The sequence below is a fragment of the Cyclobacterium roseum genome (assembly GCF_010119225.1).
Classification (GTDB): domain Bacteria; phylum Bacteroidota; class Bacteroidia; order Cytophagales; family Cyclobacteriaceae; genus Cyclobacterium; species Cyclobacterium roseum.
The window spans coordinates 245,903-265,752 of the sequence record NZ_WNKF01000003.1; the positions used below are offsets into that span (position 1 = coordinate 245,903).

Here is a 19,850-nt window from a genome sequence, read left to right on the forward strand (position 1 = left end):
TTCAGTAGTTTAAAATGAAACATTCACACCCAGAATAAATTGTCGTGCAGACGGTACCGTACCCGCATTGATATCTCCCGCCAATTCCGGATCCCAGGTATCGAAATTTGCCCAGAAAATGGGGTTTTGTGCCGTGGCATATATCCTGGCTCTGCTCATAAACAGTTTGCTTGCAAGTGTTTCAGGAATATTATAGCCCAGGGTTACATTCCTTAGTTTAACAAAACTACCGTCAAAATAACTACGGGTAGATCCATTTCTCGGGAATTCCTGATTTACATTGGGTCTTGGATTTTCATTGGTGGGGTTATCGATGGTCCAAAAATCCACATTCAGATTATTATACCTGCCAAAAAGCCCGTTGTTACTGTCATGAAACCGGCTTCTCACCATTTGACCTACGCGGTAGAAGAAGAAAACACTTAAATCAAAATTACCGACCTGTAACCGGTTGGTAATACCACCTACAAAGTCAGGCACATCCGATCCCAGGACAATCCGGTCTGCGGGAGTGATTTCCCCATCACCATCCTGATCCTTTAGTTTTATCTCTCCAGGCTCTTTTTGTTCCATTTCTCTGGCCATATCTATTTCGTCGGCTTGCCATATCCCGATTTTTTCATAGTCAAAGAATACATTGATAGGTTCGCCGATAAACCATTGGTTACCTACATCACTCATGGAATTACCGAATTCATCTTTCAATACCAATTCCACGATCTCTTCTTTGACACTGGTAATATTAAACTGAACATCCCAGCGGAGGTTAGGTCGGTCAACCGGAGTGCCATTGATAGACAATTCCACGCCACTGGATCGTGTGGCTCCTACGTTCTGAAGGATACTGTTGTACCCGGAGGTGGAGGGCAGGTTTCTGGCCAGGAGAATATCTGTAGTATTGGTCACAAAATATTCAAATGAACCGTTGATTCGGTTATTTATAATGCCAAAGTCTACACCTGCATTTACGGTAGTCGATACTTCCCATCCCAGGTCAGGATTAGGTATTTCATTTAGCCCAAAACCCAAACCAGGTACATCTCCATAGGCATAGATGGTCCTTCTTAATCTACCCAAGGTTTGGTAGGGATCTACTGAGGTATTTCCTACCTGTCCATAGGAGGTCCTAAGTTTCAATTCAGTCAGGAAACTTTGGTTGGCTAAAAAGGGCTCATCAATCATCCTCCAGCCAATGGAAGCGCCCGGAAAATAAGCCCATTTATTTCCTGGTGCCAATCGGGAAGAACCATCTGCCCTAAGAGTTGCCTGGAAAAGGTATTTTCCGTCGAGTTCATAATTGATCCTTCCCATGTAGGAACTTAGCGACCATTCCTCAAGCCTGCTGGCCAAATTGCCTTTTACCTCACCGGTACCGATGTCATAAAACAATTGGCTTTCATAGGGAAGATTGGATACCTCACTGTAATGGCGTTCAGACCTTAAACCCTGTATACTTTGAAGGAAGGTAGCCTGAATGACATGAATGTCATTAAAGGTTTTATTGAAATTCAATATATTTTCCAGGGTATAACCGAAATCAAGTTCATTTTCCAGGTTTGCACTTGCCGGTCCCCCTCTGTTGGCGTTGGTAAGGCTGCCTCTGAAATTACCCCTTCTTCTGAATCGTATATCCGGTCCGGCATTGGTCCGAAAGGTTAGTCCTTCCGCAAGCTTGACATCAAAATATACCGGCGCAAATATTCTGGTAAACCTTCTTTCATCTACATAGGCACCGGGAACCAATTCATTTAAGGGATTTGTACGAATGCCATCATTGGTAGGTAGAAACCTAAGACTGCCATCTTCATTATAGGGAACCCCTAACGGGTTGTTGGCAACGGCTTCTCCCAGTGCTGAACCGGAACCCCAGTCCTGAATGGCGGTGGAAGCTGAAAAGGAAGTTCCCATTTTAAACCGCGAACTGATTTGATGGTCCAGATTTAACCTGGCATTTATCCGTTGGTACCCCATATTGTCCACAATACCTTCCTCATCCCAATATCCTAATGATACATTAAATTGGGTTTTTTCATTTCCCCCACTTACACTGAACTGGTGATTGGTTTGGTATCCGGATTTCAATACCAGGTCTAGCCAATCTGTAGAACGGCCCAGTTCGATGGATTCCCTTTCAATGGGATCCAGGAAAACTTCCTCTTCCGGAGGAATAACACCATTCCAGCTGGCAGCCCGGGTATCCGGATCCCATCTTCTGGATTCCCTTTTCAGGGCAGCAAATTGCTCTCCGTTCATCATGTCTACCCGGCTTGTGGTATTGGAAACTCCATAGTAACCATCGTAGGTTACCGTGGTGACTCCGGTGTTGCTGCCCCTTTTTGTTGTGATGATGACCACTCCATTGGCTCCCCTTGAACCATAGATGGCAGTGGCTGCAGCATCTTTCAGGACCTCCATGGACGTAATATCCTGCGGGTTGATATCAAAAATTGAAGAAGAAGCACTGGTTTGGGGAATACCGTCAATCACATACAACGGATCGTTTCCTGCAGAGATGGACCTTCGGCCCCGGATCAATATTTGTGGATTTTGACCCGGACGGCCACCTGATGAAACCACATCCACACCGGCAACCTGCCCCTGCATGGCCTCAACAGCCGAGGCGACGGGAATTTCCCTGATGGATTTTTCATCCAGGGAAGCAATGGCACCCGTCACATTTCTCTTTTCCTGAGTACCATACCCCACTACTATCACCTCTTCCAGGTTGGAAAGGTCTTCTTCCAAAACCACATTGAAGGTAGTTTGAGAACCAACGCTTATTTTTTTAGTCTGATAGCCAATAAAGGAAATGACCAGGACATCCCCTTGCTCAGCATCGAGGGTAAAATTACCATCGATATCCGTGGCGGTACCAGTACCCTTTCCTTCGATTAGAATAGTGGCACCGGGAATCGGCTCTCCGCTTGCGTCTTTTACCGTACCGCTTACCTGTTCATAAAAAGCGGCCGATTTCACGGCCGTTCCGGTATCAGTAATGTTGATAGCAGTAGCCATTAAGGGCAACAAAAACAGGCATTGTATCCATAGAAACAAAGCCCAGTTTTCTAGCCCCATAGATCGTAATCTAAGTAGTAATCTTTTCATAATAAATTTTGGGTTTAATTAATAGATGTGTAATTATCAAAGTTAATTACCAACTTTTCGGGGTGTTACATAGGCAGGTGTTTTAATAATTTTGACAGTATTTAAAATATAGTTATCCTTTCTGTGCAGATTTTCCGGACAATCCGACCACCAAAATTGACGTTTTGTGGAATCGATTGCATTGGCAAAATTAGCTTTGCGGCAAACCGTTTAAATCAATTATTTTCCGCTGTACATTTTTTGGAATTTTAATTATAGAGAAAAAAGAATCGGTACGAAAATTTTTTCTGAAATTTTTATCGTTTTCCCGGGAAAAAAAATTGAAGCAATAAGAAAAGAAGGATTCATCAATTTTAAAAAAATAAAATTTTGCGAAAAAGAAATCGATTCACTTATATAGATAGGTTAAAACCCCGTTTTTTCCACCCTTTTCGGTATTCTACTGGTCTTTCTATAAAAGCCTGACTTGCAATACGAACGAATCAATTCTCTTCGATTGGTTTTTCATTGGTCAATAAGGGAATCCTGATAAGTTAGCCGGTACATCCCTCTTTATTGCGCTTGATTTTTCCACTTGTATTTTTGTTCTAACAGGGGTATGCCAAACGTATCGGATTGCCTCTCCTCCGTAATGTAAAAGCCTTCCTGTAAGTACAGATGAGCTGCCGCTTTCAGATTAGAGGTGGTCCATAGGTAGATTTCAGAATAGTCATTAGCCCGTACATGGTTCATAAACTGGCGGAAAAGAAACCTTCCCAATCCTTTTTTGCGGTACTCCGGACAGGTAATAAAATAACGTAGCTGACCCGAATCCGCTCCTCTATGTACCAAGGCAATAAAGCCTATTGCTTGTGGGCCTTTTTTAGCGATCCAGATTGCATCTTTACCCGGCTCAAACTGGCAGACAAAATCAGCAAAGGTTCTGGCCACGTATTTTTCGAATCCCAGGCCAAACCCATATTCTTCGAAATAGAGTTTCCCGTGTAAAGCGATAATACTGCCGATATCGCCGGCTTCAAGTTGGTTTGAAACGTGAATACCTTCAATACCGGAGGGCGCAATAAAAGTCATAGTAGCAGGGAAGTAAGTGATTTCATAAACGAGGCATGCAGTACTATACGAGCTTGAATGTACTTTAGGAAGTGTAAAAAATCAAAATTAATCCGCAGAAAGGAAGAAAAGGGATAGGTCAGGGATCTATTGCCGGGCGTATTCTACGTAATTTTGTTGCTTCTGCGATGAATATCCTGTAACTTGAGCTATTCATACCGAGTGGTTTTTTGCTGCAAGACAGCGTCTTTTTAAATGTAATAACCAATTAAACCCATAAAACAAGATGAGTCAGATTGATGTCAATTTCCAGGATGCCCAACAGGCATTTCTACAATTAAAGACTATAAATAAAAATAAGCTGGCAGATTTCCTGGAGGAAATGGCCAAACAGATAGATGGAATTCGTGATGATTTGATTCCTGCTGCTGCCAGGGAGTCCCATTTACCGGAGGGCCGGATTACCGGAGAGTTGGGTAGAACCTTAGGGCAGATCAGGCTATTTGCGCAGTTAGTGTCAGAAGGAAGCTGGGTAGAAGCCACCATTGACCGGGCAGACCCGGAAAGAAAACCGGCTCCCAAGCCGGATATCCGGCGGATGCTAAAGGCGATAGGTCCGGTAGTGGTATTTGGAGCGAGTAATTTTCCCCTGGCCTTTTCTACTGCCGGCGGGGATACCGTTTCCGCATTGGCATCAGGCTGTCCGGTCATCTATAAAGCGCATCCGGCCCATCCGGAGACTTCCCGCATGGTGGCCGAATCAATTAAGGATGCCGTAAGAATCAGCGGACTACCTAAAGGTACCTTCCAACAGGTAGAGGGAGGAATAGATGCCGGCCAGCAATTGGTTGTACATCCCTTGGCAAAAGCCGTTGCCTTTACCGGATCCTTTCGGGGAGGAAAAGCCCTTTTCGATGCCTGCAACGCCAGGGAAAACCCCATTCCGGTGTTTGCAGAGATGGGAAGTGTTAATCCCATCGTTGCCTTTGAAGGGTATCTTTCCGGGCAACTGGAGGCGGCGGCTTCGGCCTACTCCGGATCGCTAACCTTAGGCGTGGGACAGTTCTGCACGAATCCGGGCCTTATTTTTATTCCCAAATCAAAAGAGGAAGCATTTTCCAAAGCGGTTTTGAACAACTTAAAGGAGGTAAGTGGCGCGCCGATGCTACATGAAGGGATCTGTCACAGCTATTACCAGGCACTGGAAACGCTCTCTCAATCCAAAGAGCTGACCTGGCTACTTACTTCGGAACCATCCGAATTGCTGACCGGAAATGCGGCACTGGCCAAGGTGAAAGCCAAGGACTGGCTCGAAAATGAAGCCTTTCAGGAAGAAGTTTTTGGACCTTTTGGTATCATGGTGGTTTATGAAAACGAAGCCCAGCTAAAGGAATTGGCTGAAAAACTGAAAGGGCAGTTAACCTGCACGGTTTGGGCAGAAGTTGGGGAATTGGAAAAAAATGCTCCTTTCCTCAGCCTATTGGAAGAAAAGTGTGGCAGGATATTGTTTAAAGGAGTTCCTACCGGAGTAGAGGTGGGACATGCGATGCAGCATGGAGGCCCTTTTCCTTCTACTACCGACAGCCGGAGTACTTCCGTAGGCACCTACGGCATCAAACGATTTGCCAGGCCGGTGGCTTATCAGGACATGCCCAAGCAACTTTTGCCGGAAGCTTTAAAGGACGAAAATCCTCTTGGCATTATGAGAAAGGTGGATGGAAAGTGGGAAGCATAAGATCACAATCTCTGTATTAAATCACAGCTATCCGGCACCCGAAGGCGAGCCGGATAGCCTTATCTTTTTGAAATTATATCCCGATTTTAGACTTTCCCTTGCTGAACGCTAGATTACGGGAGTCGGTTGGTTTCACGCCACGGCCGCAGGAGAGGCGGGACGAGCGCAGCGGGATGCGATGTGGAAGGTTTGCTATATCTAATTTCCAGACAAAAAAGAAAGGGGATTTCCTTCCTGGCTAATTTGGGTTCTACAAAAATACCACGTCTTTCACCACTCCTTTGCCATATTTATTTTCAATCAGGAGCAGGATTTTGGATTTGTTCATCATCATCTCTTTTTTCAGCGGTCCGGAACTGATTTTGGCATAAAGGACTTTTTGCCGAATTGAAAGATGTTGGGTTCGCGAGGCCACTGTTTTGCCCATGAGCTGTTCCCATTCCTGAATCACCGTTTTCTCTGAGAAGGTATCCTTAAGCCGGTAGGCCTCCAGAAGCTCTTCGAATACTTCTTTCAGTGGAGCGGTAGTGTGGGTTCGTTGGCTTCCTGTAGGATATTTTTTCATGGAATAAAGATACGTGGAAAGCTTCAGATAAATAAGGCGGATGCCAGGTAATCTGCCAGTAATTTTCCCCGGTCGGTCAGAGTAATGGTCTCCCCATCCAGGTGGATCAATCCCTGCGCTTGAAAATCGTTCAATATCTTTTTCTTTTCGGTAAGGATATCCCAGTCATAATGCTCCTTCAGGAATCCTGTTTTTGTTCCCCAGATAGTTCTCAGAGAGGTAAGCAGGTATTCGTTGATCCGGTCTTCTCTCGATAGTTTGGATTCCTGGAAGGGGAGCTGCTTATTTTGAAGCATTTTGATGTACCGGGCGTTATTGGCCACATTGTGTCCTCGGTTTTGTCCGTCAAAGGAGTGGGCAGCGGGGCCTATACCCAGGTAAGGGACCCCTTTCCAATAGTTGCTGTTGTGGAGGGAAAAGGCATTATTTTTGGCAAAATTCGAAATTTCATATTGAATATACCCGACCGGAGCCAGGGTTTGCTGGAGGATTTCAAATTGCTCGGCCTGAAAATCTTCAGAAGCGGCATCAAATTTCCCCTTTTTTTGCCAGATGCCCAGGGCTGTATTTGGCTCAATGGTTAGGCAATAGGCACTGATGTGGTCCGGGGCCAATTCCAGGGTTTTTGCCAGGTCCTGTTGCCAAATAGAATGATCGGCGTGAGGATATCCATAGATCAGGTCCATGGTCAGGGTTTTAAATCCAGCGGACCGGGCTTTTTCCAGGGCGGCAAAGGACTGGACGGCATGGTGGGAGCGGTTGTAAAAGCGCAGCACTTCATCGTTAAAACTCTGAATGCCGATGCTCAACCGGTTTATCCCCAATTTTAAATAGGCTTCCAGCTTTTCTTCCTCCAAATCGTCCGGATTGGCTTCCAGGGTAACTTCCTTTAGCTGGCAATCGTAATTTTCCCGCACGGTTTGGTAGATTTTCCGGATTTCTTCGGTAGGTAAAATGGAGGGAGTCCCCCCTCCAAAATACAGGGATTCGATAGGAGTATTATGGGGCAGGTAGGATTTTCTCAGTACCAGTTCCCGGCATAATTCGGCCACCAACTGGGACGTGTTGGTAAGGTTGGTACTGAAATGAAAGTCACAATAGTGACAGGCCTGAAGGCAAAAAGGGATGTGAATGTATATGCCAGCCATAAGTAGTTCTGATTGAAGAAGGGGGAAATTTTGAACCGATACCATTGGGGAAGTATTCCTTGAGTCGTCGCGGCGTACCCATTTCCTGGTACAAAGCTAAAGATTCTTAGGATCAGGATTTAGTTTTTGCAAAGAATTGACTTATTTTTGAATCCAATTGAAAATAAAACCCTATGGCTATACAAACGAATTTGTCCAGAATAACCTTTTTGCTTGCCTTTCTTTTTATGGCACCGGCCTCATTTCTGCTGGCTCAAATGGAAATAAAAAAAAGCCTGGTACCCAGGGATGCAGCGTTAGAAAAGGTAGGTGAGGGATACAGTTTTACCGAAGGTCCCGCCGTGGACAGGGAAGGGAATGTTTATTTTACAGATCAGCCAAACAATAAAATTTATAAGTGGAAGTTTTCGACGGGAGAAATTACGGTTTTCTCAGATGAGGCAGGCAGGTCAAACGGATTGTATTTCAATCGGCAGGGAGATTTGATTGCCTGTGCCGATATGGAAAACGAGTTGTGGTCCTTTGATATGGAAGGCAATCACGAGGTGCTTTTGGAAAATTTTAAAGGGAATAAATTAAATGGCCCCAATGATTTATGGATTCGTCCTCAAGGCGGCATTTACCTGACGGACCCTTTGTACGCAAGAGACTACTGGGATAGAGATCCGGAAATGCAGCAGGATGGGCAGCACCTCTATTACCTGAGTGACGATAGGTTACAGTTTTTCAGAGTGGATGAAAATCTGGTGCAACCCAACGGACTCGTAGGAACACCCGACGGGAAAAAGCTATATGTAGCAGATATTGGGGATGATAAAACCTATGTGTACGACATTGAAGAAGACGGGTACCTAACCAACAGGCAGTTATTCGTGGAAATGGGTTCCGATGGAATGACCATTGATAATAGAGGGAACGTTTACCTGACAGGTAAGGGAGTTACCATTTTTAACAGCAAAGGGGATCAAATCGGGCACATTCCCATAGATGCGAACTGGACGGCAAATGTATGTTTTGGTGCAGGAGACAGAAAGACCTTGTTTATTACTGCAATGGATGCGGTATACACCTTTCCCATGAAGGTAAGGGGTGTTTGGTAAAGTGCTCAAAGGCGCTGTTTTTATATTTTTTGCTGACCGGACTGGTACTTTCTACGCAGGCTCAGGATTCGACCTACAAACTCAGTCTTGAAATTTCTGAAAACGGGAGGCTGTTACAGCGTTCGGAGCGTACGTTTCCCGATAGTCTGGCCATATATGACCACGCAAAGCGATTAATCGATTCCCTGCAGTGGCAGGGATACCTGAATGTTGAGGACAGCCTGGTGTTCTTAACGGAAAGAAAAGCACATCTTTTACTGGAAACGGGCCCGGAATTTTATTGGTTGTATCTGGAGAAAGGAAATCTGGAACCCTGGATGCTGGGCAGCGCTGCTTTCTCCCGAATCCATTTTCAGGAGCGGCCATTTCGGTTTGGAGAGGTAAGGCAGCTTATCGAAGAGGTGTTGGAGACAGGGCAAAATGAGGGCTATCCATTTATTGCGGTGAATCTGGACAGCCTGACGGTGAGTGAAAAACAGGTAGGAGCACGAATTAACGTAAACAAGGGCCCCTGGATTGCTTTTGACACCCTTCAAATAAGCGGTAGTTCCAGAACCCAGCCCCTTTACCTGGCCAGAAAATTAAAGCTGCTTCCCGGAGCGCCTTTTTCCCAAAAAAAACTGGATCAGGCCGTATCCCGGCTGGGAAATATCCCCTATATCCGGCTAGATGGCAGTCCTGAACTCTCTTTTCAAAACGAAGAAGCGACGGTATACCTGCCGGTAACCGACCGAAAAATCAACACATTAGATGGTATTATCGGCCTGCTGCCAAACGAGGTAGAAGCGAATAAATGGCTGGTAACCGGGCAATTTGATGTGCAACTCTATAATGTTTCTGGTAAAGGAAGGGACTACCTGCTAAACTGGCAGCGGCTCAGCCAGTATTCGCAAAACCTGACAATTGAAGCCAGAGAACCATTTGTCCTTGGTTCTCAATTGGACCTGGGCCTGGCTTTTTCTTTTCTTAAAGAGGATACCACTTTTTTAAACCGGGAGTTTAATGTAACCATTGGCATGCAACTCTCCCCAAAAATCGATCTGAGTTTTTTCGGCAAAAGGCAAGCGGGAGACTTACTGGACGTGAGCAGGTATGAGGAAGCGAATGAACTTCCTGATATTGCCGATTTCCGTTATAATAATTATGGTACCACCCTACGCTTCAATGATGTCGACGATGTGTTGATGCCCAAAAATGGGTGGAGAGGTTCGTTTATGGCTGGGATCGGGAATAAGAAGCTGGTAGAAAATACCGGATTACCGCAGGCCCTGTACGCGGAGGTTAAAAGAAACACCATCCAATATTACCTTCAGGGAAATGTGGAACGGTATTTATTGTGGCGGCGAAAACTAAGCACCAAATTGGCCATGAATGGGGGCGAAATGTATAATTCCAACTTGTTTTTGAATGATTTATTCCGCCTGGGAGGTTTGCAAAGCATTCGGGGGTTCAACGAAAACTATTTCTTTGCCAGCCGGTATCTGTATTTCACCGTGGAGCCCCGGTATTATATCAGCGATGAATCGTATTTTCTATTGTTTTCAGACCTGGGCATGCTGGAAAATAGGGTTACAGGGCGGCCGACAGAATGGCCATTGGCGTTTGGTGGGGGATTAAGTTTGGAAACCAACGGGGGTATCTTTACTTTCGTTTACGCCTTGGGGCAGGCCTCTGATCAGCCCATAGGTTTTTCGTACTCAAGGATTCATTTTGGTTTTACCGGTCGTTTTTAATGAAAAGAAGCATTCAGTTATTTTTAGTAATGGGTTTCTTCTGCTTGTGTCAGGGGATGCCAAGGGTTGGAATCGCACAGGTATTACTCAATTATGATCCGGATATACAGCTTCAAAAGCAGGGATTTAATCTGGCCCCAAACGAAGCAGCTTTTGTATGGGTAGTGCCGGGTTCTTTCCCGGAGGCTACCTGGAGAATTGCTATTCCAAAGGATGCCGGATTATTCATCGGGGAGGAGTTATGGATGATTGCCGATCGGGATACATTGGTGTTTTTAGAAAGCCAAAAGTTGGAATCCAGCGAGGGAACCGATGGGAAAGTAAAAATAGCTGCCAGAAAAAAGGGGATTGACCTGGGGGAATTTTCGGTAAAGAAGGGGTTTTTTGCTTCTCCGTCCGAGATACCCGGAATCTCAGACGGGCAGCTAAGTAAAAGGAAGAAAGATGAAGTGAAGGAGTTTTTTTTTATTGCCATTGTGGTTTTATTATTATTCATAGCGCTTTTCAGGCTGTTATTTCCTTCCATTTTTGGCATTTTCTGGAACCCGGCCGGTATTTTTGCCTTTGAAGATCTATGGGAATCCGTGGGTTTTTCGAAAATCTATTCGGCTGAACTTCTTTTTTACCTGATTGTAATCAACCTGGGCGTGGGTCTGATGGCCCTTTTGGGGATTCATTTATTTGAAGTAGAATTGTTTGGGTACCTTTTCGAAAAGGACATCGAAACGATGGTGTACCTATGGCTCGTGATAAGCCTGGTATTGACCCTGCTGACCTTTTTTAAGTTTCTCTGGTTGGGGATTCACACCTTTATCTTCGATTTACCTAAGGTGGCACTTCCTCATTTTTTCTATTTATTGAAAGTTAGCGGATTTGGATTGTTGATGGTGTTGGGACTGACGGTGGTATTCTATGCCAATCAGTTGATACCTGGAACGATTAACATGGAAATCCTTTACTATTCTTTTCTAGGAGTGTATACCCTGGGAATTATTGGCTTGTCCATCTGGATGTACAAAAAAAATGGTTTTAATAATTATCATTTATTTTCTTACCTTTGCACCTCTGAATTAATCCCCTTTTTGGTGATTTGTAAATTGCTCCTAGGGTAAAGGAAAAAAAAGTAAAATGACGCAATCAACAAAAGACAGATTAAACCGGGTTAGAAGCATTTTGGTATCGCAGCCGAAACCCGCTGATGAACGTTCGCCTTATTTTCAATTAGCAGAAAAATACAAAATCAAAATTGATTTCAGGCCTTTTATTCAGGTGGAACCGGTTTCTATTAAGGATTTCAGAAAGCAAAAAATTGAGATATTAAAGCATACTGCCGTAATTTTCACCAGTAGGAATGCCATCGATCATTTCTTTGGGATCTGTCAGGAGTTGAAGATCGAAATGCCAGCGGACATGAAATACTTTTGTATTTCTGAACAGACTGCCCATTACCTTCAAAAATACATTGTCATCAGGAAGCGGAAATTATTTGTAGGAAACCGGACTGCTGCGGACCTATTCGATTTCTTTAAGAAGCATAAATCAGAAAAATACCTGTTCCCTTGTTCGGATATTCGGAAAGAAGATATTCCAGACTTTTTGAGCAAAAACAACATTGAATTTACAGAGGCGATCATCTATCACACAATAGCGGCGGATTTATCGGACCTGAAAGATATTAAGTACGATATTCTGGCATTTTACAGTCCATCCGGGATCAAATCTCTTTTTCAGAATTTCCCTGATTTTGAACAGGGCAAAACCCGAATAGCTGCCTTTGGCCCCACCACTGCTCAGGCGGTAAAGGAAATGGACTTAATTCTTGATATTGAAGCACCCCTGCCAAATGCACCCAGTATGACAGGGGCATTGGAGCTTTACATAAAAAAAGCGAACAAAATCTGATTTCTTTTAATCTTTTTTAAGGTAAAGTCAGTTTAAATGTGTAGAATAGATTTTCCAATGCAAAATTTCTTTTACACATGACCATTAAAACTTACCTGCTATTTTGTGTGTTTTCTGGTGCTGCCATTCTGGGGTTCAGTCCTTACGCATTCAGCCAGCAGGACGCACAGTTTACCCAATACATGTATAATGGTCTTTTTTACAATCCGGGATTTGCAGGAAAAGATGCCGGATACAGCATTTCTGCCCTTCATCGAAGTCAATGGTTGGATTATACCACCAGTACCGGAGCGGGAGGAGCTCCAACCACCCAGTTACTTTCAGCATCCGGGAGGATGAAAAAGATTCCCTTGGGTTTTGGCTTGGTGGCCGTAAATGATGCCATTGGGCCTTTCACCAATCAGGAGGTTAATCTTTCTTTGGCCTACCACCTTCCCATTGGGAGGGGAATACTGAGCATGGGGGCCACCGGAGGTTTTTTTTCCAGCACGATCCGGTACGATGAGTTTTTACCCGTAAACCCGGATCCGACCATTCCCTCTGCGGGGAACGAAAATCAGGGAAGTCCAAACGTATCGGTAGGCCTGCTCTACGATAGGGGTAGCTTTTACCTGGGGCTAAGTAGCCGCAACCTTAATGAACCGGGATTTGATTTCGGAGATGGTAGCCTGGCAAACCGTTTGGAGAATCATCATTATGTATTGGCGGGGTATCGCATAAACACTTTTGCTCAATTAACCGTTGAACCAAGTATATTAGTAAAATCAATAGCCCTGAATAATTTTTCTTATGACATCAGCGTTATAGGCACGTACAATAAAAAAATAAGTTTGGGATTGGCTTACAGAGGTGAAGAGTCCGCTTCCGTGTTGTTGGGATACAGTCTGTTAAGAGATAATTCCCTCAGGTTGGGTTACGCATTCGATTTGGTAGTTGGAGGATTGGAAGCAAAGTCTCCTTCATCCCATGAGTTTATGTTGACCTACAATTTACCACAGGTTTCGAAACAAATAGAACGGATGATTCAGAGAACACCAAGATTTAGATTCGATTAGTTGAAACTTTATTAAAAAAATCCTTGTGTTTTTCTGATAAAATCTGTTAAATTTCGAATTGGTTATTTGTTTAAATGGTTGAAAATGAATGTAGTTAATTTAATGTCATTTATGTTTAAAAAAATGAATCAGCGCTTTTTTACCCTGATTTCGGGTCTGGTAATAATGGCATTACTTCAGGGTTGTGGGCTTTTTGGGAACAAAGGTACCTCCAGTGAAAAACTCAACCGTAGAGGTGAAGTGACAGGGGTTCCCAAACGTTCGGGCTGGCAGCAAGCCTTGCCCTATGAAATGGCCCCGGTGAAGGCTGGAACTTTTTGGATGGGGCAGTCTGACGAAGACATTGCATTAAGCATGTCTTCTATGAATAAGCAAGTAACAATTTCGGAGTTTTACATGGATAAGTACGAAGTGTCCAATAACAAATACCGACAATTTTTAGATGCTGTTCGTATGGGTGAACTGGCATTGGGTACGCCCACTACGCAGGCAGAGGCGCCGGAATTTGTATTGGAAGAGTTGCTTCCGGATACGACGGTTTGGTCGACAAGTTTTACACACCATTATGGAGACCCACTGATGGAGTATTACTTTGATCATCCGGCTTTTGATGATTACCCTGTGGTGGGGATCAGTTGGGATCAGGCCAAGCAATTTTGTGAGTGGAAGTCCTATCATATGAACGCCAATGACGAGTCTGAGTTTGACATGCCCAAGTTTCGACTTCCTTTTGAATCAGAGTGGGAGTACGCAGCCAAGGGCGGAAAAGAAATCGCCAAATACCCCTGGGGTGGTCCTTACCTGAAGAATAGAAGAGGCTGTCTGATGGCTAATTTCAAACCCGGAAGAGGAAATTACATCGACGATGGATTTGCCTACACCGCTCCGGTAGATGCCTTTGCACCAAACGGATTTGGTTTATACAATATGGCGGGAAATGTAGCCGAATGGGTAGAAGATGCCTATAACCCAGCAGCCAATGCCTTAATTTGGGATATGAATCCGACTTATAAAGATTCTACGGAAACCAGAAAAGTAGTCCGGGGAGGATCCTGGAAAGATGTCGCCCACTTTTTAGAAACCAGTGCCCGGAATTACGAATACCAGTATGTTCAGACGGCTCATATTGGTTTCCGAACCGCCATGACCTACATAGGACGGTCAGGCTCCATGGATGTAAAATCCAATAGAAGAAGTAGAAGATAATTTAGCTTAATCACATATACCTCAAACGATTCCTTACTTAACGTTTTTTTAAATTATGTCAACAGAAAATAACACCTTTGCTTATAAGTTTTATGGCTCTATCATGCCTAAGATTTATGGAATTGGAGCTGCAGTAGTAATTCTTGGAGCTATGTTTAAGATTTTGGATTGGCCATTTGCATCTCTGATGATCGGTGTGGGTCTGACCACGGAAGCATTGATTTTCTTTTTATCTGCATTCGAGCCCAAAAGCGAGGAAGTGGACTGGTCCAAGGTCTATCCGGAGCTTGCCGGAAAAGAAGGTGGAAAATCACCAGCAAGGGCCGCCAGGCCTAGCACGGATCAAACGGCTCAAAAAATGGATGAGCTACTTGAAAAGGCAAAGATTGGTCCCGAGCTTTTGGAAAGTTTAGGCAAAGGCATGCAAAATCTGGCAAGTACAACCGAGAAATTAGGCACCCTTTCAGATGCTACCGTCGCCACTCAGGAATACGCTGATAATGTGAAGAAAGCTTCCAAATCCCTGGTAGATATTAATGATTCTTACAGCAAAACGGCCTCTGCGCTGGCTGAAATGTCTTCTGCATCCGAGGATGCCAAAGCTTATCGGGACCAGGTGGTCAATGTTACCAGAAGCCTTTCCGCACTGAATAATGTATACGAGGAGGAATTGAAAGATTCCAACATGCACGCAAAAACCATCAGTAAATTTTATTCCAACGTCACCGCAGCCATGGAAGGCATTGCTGAAGCTGGAAAAGAAACCGAAACTTTTAAAACCGAACTGGCGAAACTCAATCAAAATGTCAATTCCCTGAACAAGGTGTATGGTGGCATGCTTTCAGCAATGAAGGGTTGATTTCGTTGATTGCAGTTCTTATTTATTTTAATCTCAGAAAATATAAAATAGCTTATGGCGGGTGGTAAAGAAACACCAAGGCAGAAGATGATCGGGATGATGTACCTGGTCCTGACTGCTCTATTGGCACTACAGGTGAGTAACCAGATCCTTCAGAAGTTTATTCTGATCAACGATGGTTTGGAACGAACCTCAACGAATTACATTCAGAAGAATCAGTTTTCTGTAAACATCATTTCTTCTACCGTAGAACAGCAGGGAAATAACCCGGTGGACATCCCTAAAGTGGAAGCAGCCAGGGAAATCCGGGAAAAAAGCTCGGATCTCTACAGCTACCTGGAAGAGGCGAAAAGCTTGCTTATCGAGCAGTCTAACGCCATTAATGATGAAGGAAATTTCAAAACTTCGGCACTTAAAAACACCGATATTCCTGGAAACCTTTTTAACAACAACCGGCTTGGGTATGAGATGCAGGAAAAACTGAATGAATTTCCTGAAGAGCTCAACCAGATCCTTGCCGACTTAAACATTTCCAGCTCTTTTGAGAAAATTGCCAAGGATGCCAGTGAAATTGATCTGTTTAAGAATGATGTAGATGTCAACTATAAAGATTATGTCAACCTTAATTATGTAAAATCTCCAATTGGAGCAGTGTTGGCCATTATCAGTCAGCACCAGAATGAAGTGTTGAATATCGAAAGTGAAGCGTTGACTGCGATTACCAACTCCCTCGGATCCTTTATTTTCGAAGCGGATAAATTGAAAGCGCAAGTAGCGGCTAATTCGAATGTGGTAGCAGCAGGAACTACATTTGAGGCAGAAATGTTTCTGGCCTCTTCCTCTTCCTCCACCGAGTTAAAAATGACTGCGGACGGTAGGGAAATACCGGTGGAAGCTGGTTTTGGTAAGATTCAATTTCCGGTAGCGCCGGCTTCGAATTACGATGATCGGGGACTTGCTCCGAGAACACTAACAGGTGAAATTATCGTTCCGATAGGCGGGCAGGACAGTGTGTTCACGATCAATTACGATTACTTTGTCGCCGAGCCGGTGATAAAGGTTAGTTCAGAGGTAGTCAATCAATTATACGCGGAATGCGCCAATGATTTGGTGATTGAAGTACCTGCCCTGGGCAATTCATACGCCCCTGAATTTTCCGTTTCCGGTGGTCAGGCCATCAAAGGATCCCGGCCTTCAGATGTTACCGTTATACCCGGAGCATCCGGTAATGTAAACATCACGGTTTCCAGCGGAGGTAATAGAATCGGTACCGTTGAATACGACATCAAGCCAGTTCCGGCGCCTACCATTCAGCCTTATGTTGGCGATACACAGGTAGATGAACAGAACCCCTATGCTGCCAATGCCTTGACAAATCTCCAAATCAGGGCGGTACCAGAACCTACCTTTGGAAGGACCATGCCGAATGATGCCAACTTCGAGGTAACGGCCGGAGAAGTTAGGCTGGTAAGAAATGATGTGCCGCGGGAAAGTGTAAATATCACCGGACAGAATGTGGCAGTAAGAAACTTATTGGCCCAGGCACAGAGCGGTGACCGGCTGATTATCATTGCCAGGGAAGTTACCCGTACCAATTTCAGAGGCAACAAGATCAGAAGCGCTGTTAATGACATTTCACAAATCTCCATCAGGTAATAAATCATCGTTTGGAGCGTTTTAGAATTAAATGAAAGAAAACATGAATGTATCCAATAAACCATTCGCAAATTTTTGGCTGTTATTTCTGGCACTGAACCTGCTGGCCTTGCCTGCTTTTTCACAGAACACCAACACCCAAAACCCGAATATGGAGATGGGAGATACCGAGTTTGAAATCGATACAACGTATTCGGTACTTCCCATAAGAGAAGCAGATAAAATGTACCAGGTCGGGGTCTGGCGACGAATTGATTTGAGGGAGAAATTTAATCTTCCCCTCTATGGTACCGGTGGACTTAAGTCGGATGGCATTATGATGAACATTTACAATGCCATTGTGAACGAAAATGCCTTTGAGATTTTTGCGGACGAGGAGTTTACTCAGCCCCTTTCCATTAGTGAGTTTCAAACGAACTTTCTTACAGCCGAAAATGGCGATAGTATTTTTGTGAAAGACGTTTATTACCTGGATTTTCGGGAGGATTTTGTGTTTGATAAGCACCGCTCCGAAGTAAAGTTTGATGTAAAATACCTGGAGTTGGTCATGCCATCGGAAACAAACTCTGGTGCCGGGCAGAAATCCATTGCGTTTATCCGGTACAAAGATTTTTATAATTATTTTGACGATATGGAAAAGGGCCGCTGGCTGAATTTTCAAAATACGTCCAAGCATTTACCCTACAGCCAGGCGTTTGATTTGCGATTATTCAGATCCGTGGTCAGGAAATATACCAATCCGGACAATGCTCTGATCGTAGATATGATCGATGCGGAAAATCCAAATGTTGAATTGCAGGCCTTTTTAAATTCCCTGGAATTTGAATATGACCTGTTGGAATGGGAAAATAACTTATGGGAGTGGTAAGCAAATTGCTCTCCATGCATAGAAAAAGCGGCTTTCAAAAGAAGGTCGCTTTTTTTTATGGATGCAGGGCAGCGTGAATTTTTTCCGCTTTATCCTTTCCGGCAATACCGGTAAGTTGATCCAGGCTGGCGTTCTGAATGTTTTTGAAGGATTTAAAATGCTTCAAAAGTTTCTGAGCTGTATGTTCTCCGATACCTTCTATGCCCGTTAATTGGGAATTGAGCGCTCCCTTACTTCTCAAGTTACGGTGAAAGGTAATCGCAAACCGGTGCGCCTCGTCCCTAATTCGCTGGATCAGTCGCAGCGATTCGGATTTTTTATCGATATAGAGGGGATAGATATCTCCCGGAAAATAGATTTCCTCCAAACGTTTGGCGATGCCAATGATGGGGATTTTCCCATATAGATCGAGTCGCTTGAGTGCTGCGACAGCCGAAGACAATTGCCCCTTTCCCCCATCGATTACTACCAATTGGGGTAGGGCCACTTCTTCCTGAGCCATCCTTTTGTACCTTCTGTAAACGACCTCTTCCATACTGGCGAAGTCATTAGGCCCCGTTACAGTTTTGATGTGGTAATGCCGGTATTCTTTCTTGGCTGGTTTCCCATCCTTAAAGCAAACCATACTAGCTACGGGGTTACTGCCTTGTATATTGGAATTGTCAAAGCACTCGATATGCGTTGGCAACTCGCTCAAGGATAGGTCTTGCTGAAGTTGCAGAAGCACCCTGTTTTTTTTGTCTTTGGTCTCTCCTGCCAGTAAGGCCTTTTCCTTTTTGTAGTACAAGGCATTTTTTAAACTTAAATCAATCAGTTTTCGCTTGTCGCCAATTTTAGGCAGGGTTAGGTGTAAGCCTTCCGGAGAATCCTCAAATTCCACATTGACCAATACTTCCCTGGCATCACTTTGAAACTGGTCCCGCAGCCTCACGATAGCGGTAAGAAGTAGCTCCTGATCCGTTTCGTCCAGTTTCTTTTTAAGTTCGACCGTTTTGCTAAGGGTGATGGCACCATTTTTTATCCGTAGGTAGTTCACAAAGGCAAACTTTTCTTCGCTGACTATGGCAAACACGTCCAGACTATCGGCATTGGGATTGATTACCAGTGATTTGGCCTGGTATTTTTCAAGCAGGTCCAGTTTTTCTTTATACCGATGTGCCGTTTCATAATGCAGCGCCGCTGCGGCTGCCTGCATGTGTTCCTTAAAAAAACTCTTGGCGATTCCCAGGTTTCCTTTTAGAATATTTCGCGCTTGTTCGATATCTGCCAGGTAGTTTTTTTCATCCTGCAACCCTTCACAAGGTCCCTTGCAGTTTCCCAGATGGTACTCCAGGCAAACCTTGTATTTGGAAGCGGCTATCTTTTCAGGAGCCAGGTCTAGTTTACAGGTCCTGATGGTGAAAAGGGAAAGAATAAGGTCGAGCACATTATTCATCGCCTTGACACTGGCAAAAGGTCCATAATAGGTGCCCTTAGAGGGGATTACCCTGCGGGTAGGGTAGATTCTGGGAAAGGGTTCATCCGTAAGCAGCAGGTACGGATAGGTTTTGTCGTCTTTAAGCAAGACATTGTACCTGGGCTGCGATTTTTTAATCAGGTTATTCTCCAGCAGCAGGGCATCAAACTCCGAATTCACAATGGTGATTTCGATGGTATGGATTTCCCTTACCATCCTGCGGGTTTTTTGGTTAAGGCCGGTGCTTTTGCTAAAATAGCTACCGACCCTTTTTTTCAGGCTCTTGGCTTTCCCTACATAAATGAGCTTACCTTCTTTGTTGTAGTATCGATAGACCCCGGGGAGGTCCGGAAGCTGCTGATGTTCCGTTGGAAGATACGATGGAGAATGCATGTCCATAGAGACAAAATCA

15 protein-coding genes are annotated in these 19,850 nt (G+C 44.3%); 10 read left to right on the top strand and 5 right to left on the bottom strand.

Annotation, left to right across the window (positions count from 1 at the left end; genetic code table 11):
* Positions 1-9: 9 nt before the first annotated feature.
* A complete protein-coding gene (locus GJQ68_RS06055; protein ID WP_162416410.1) occupies positions 10-3,105 on the bottom strand; it encodes a SusC/RagA family TonB-linked outer membrane protein in 3,096 nt (1,031 codons plus the stop codon).
* 552 nt (positions 3,106-3,657) lie between these two features.
* Complete coding sequence (locus GJQ68_RS06060) at positions 3,658-4,176, bottom strand: GNAT family N-acetyltransferase (protein ID WP_162416411.1); 519 nt, start codon at positions 4,174-4,176, stop codon at positions 3,658-3,660.
* A gap of 265 nt (positions 4,177-4,441) precedes the next feature.
* On the opposite strand from GJQ68_RS06060, the gene GJQ68_RS06065 reads away from it, so the two are divergent.
* Complete coding sequence (locus GJQ68_RS06065) at positions 4,442-5,890, top strand: aldehyde dehydrogenase (NADP(+)) (RefSeq protein WP_162416412.1); 1,449 nt, start codon at positions 4,442-4,444, stop codon at positions 5,888-5,890.
* 250 nt (positions 5,891-6,140) lie between these two features.
* Here the strand turns inward: GJQ68_RS06065 and GJQ68_RS06070 are convergent, their stop codons facing one another.
* Together GJQ68_RS06070 and hemW are read right to left on the bottom strand one after the other, a co-directional pair.
* On the bottom strand, positions 6,141-6,455 hold the full coding sequence (locus GJQ68_RS06070) for a DUF721 domain-containing protein (protein WP_162416413.1): 315 nt from the start codon (positions 6,453-6,455) through the stop codon (positions 6,141-6,143).
* A gap of 23 nt (positions 6,456-6,478) precedes the next feature.
* The gene (gene hemW, locus GJQ68_RS06075; RefSeq protein ID WP_162416414.1) at positions 6,479-7,603 is read right to left on the bottom strand and encodes a radical SAM family heme chaperone HemW; all 1,125 of its coding nucleotides are present in this window, start codon (positions 7,601-7,603) and stop codon (positions 6,479-6,481) included.
* A 227-nt stretch (positions 7,604-7,830) separates the two neighbouring features.
* Between hemW and GJQ68_RS06080 the strand changes: the two genes are divergently transcribed.
* The 9 genes from GJQ68_RS06080 to porN all read left to right on the top strand — a co-directional run bounded on the left by GJQ68_RS06080 (position 7,831) and on the right by porN (position 17,982).
* Positions 7,831-8,703, top strand: coding sequence for an SMP-30/gluconolactonase/LRE family protein (locus tag GJQ68_RS06080; protein ID WP_235941156.1), 873 nt, complete (start codon positions 7,831-7,833; stop codon positions 8,701-8,703).
* A complete protein-coding gene (locus GJQ68_RS06085) occupies positions 8,697-10,436 on the top strand; it encodes a BamA/TamA family outer membrane protein (protein ID WP_235941141.1) in 1,740 nt (579 codons plus the stop codon). Before GJQ68_RS06080 ends, GJQ68_RS06085 begins: the two co-directional genes overlap by 7 nt.
* Positions 10,436-11,548: a DUF4271 domain-containing protein gene (locus GJQ68_RS06090; RefSeq protein ID WP_162416416.1), complete on the top strand. Its 1,113-nt coding sequence runs from the start codon at positions 10,436-10,438 to the stop codon at positions 11,546-11,548. The genes GJQ68_RS06085 and GJQ68_RS06090 overlap by 1 nt, the downstream gene beginning before the upstream one ends.
* Before the next feature lie 16 nt (positions 11,549-11,564).
* On the top strand, positions 11,565-12,338 hold the full coding sequence (locus tag GJQ68_RS06095; protein ID WP_162416417.1) for a uroporphyrinogen-III synthase: 774 nt from the start codon (positions 11,565-11,567) through the stop codon (positions 12,336-12,338).
* Between the two features lie 77 nt (positions 12,339-12,415).
* Positions 12,416-13,393 carry a PorP/SprF family type IX secretion system membrane protein gene (locus tag GJQ68_RS06100; protein ID WP_162416418.1) on the top strand — a complete coding sequence of 326 codons (978 nt, stop codon included), beginning with the start codon at positions 12,416-12,418 and terminating at the stop codon, positions 13,391-13,393.
* A 111-nt stretch (positions 13,394-13,504) separates the two neighbouring features.
* Positions 13,505-14,599, top strand: coding sequence for a T9SS ring complex lipoprotein PorK/GldK (gene porK, locus GJQ68_RS06105; RefSeq protein ID WP_162340992.1), 1,095 nt, complete (start codon positions 13,505-13,507; stop codon positions 14,597-14,599).
* Positions 14,600-14,654: 55 nt separating this feature from the next.
* Positions 14,655-15,458 carry a type IX secretion system motor protein PorL/GldL gene (gene porL, locus GJQ68_RS06110; RefSeq protein WP_162416419.1) on the top strand — a complete coding sequence of 268 codons (804 nt, stop codon included), beginning with the start codon at positions 14,655-14,657 and terminating at the stop codon, positions 15,456-15,458.
* Positions 15,459-15,512: 54 nt separating this feature from the next.
* Positions 15,513-17,114 carry a type IX secretion system motor protein PorM/GldM gene (gene porM / locus GJQ68_RS06115; protein WP_162416420.1) on the top strand — a complete coding sequence of 534 codons (1,602 nt, stop codon included), beginning with the start codon at positions 15,513-15,515 and terminating at the stop codon, positions 17,112-17,114.
* Positions 17,115-17,157: 43 nt separating this feature from the next.
* Positions 17,158-17,982, top strand: a complete 825-nt coding sequence (gene porN, locus GJQ68_RS06120; RefSeq protein ID WP_162416421.1) for a type IX secretion system ring subunit PorN/GldN — start codon at positions 17,158-17,160, stop codon at positions 17,980-17,982.
* 55 nt (positions 17,983-18,037) lie between these two features.
* Here the strand turns inward: porN and uvrC are convergent, their stop codons facing one another.
* A complete protein-coding gene (gene uvrC, locus GJQ68_RS06125; RefSeq protein WP_162416422.1) occupies positions 18,038-19,831 on the bottom strand; it encodes an excinuclease ABC subunit UvrC in 1,794 nt (597 codons plus the stop codon).
* Positions 19,832-19,850 lie beyond the last annotated feature (19 nt).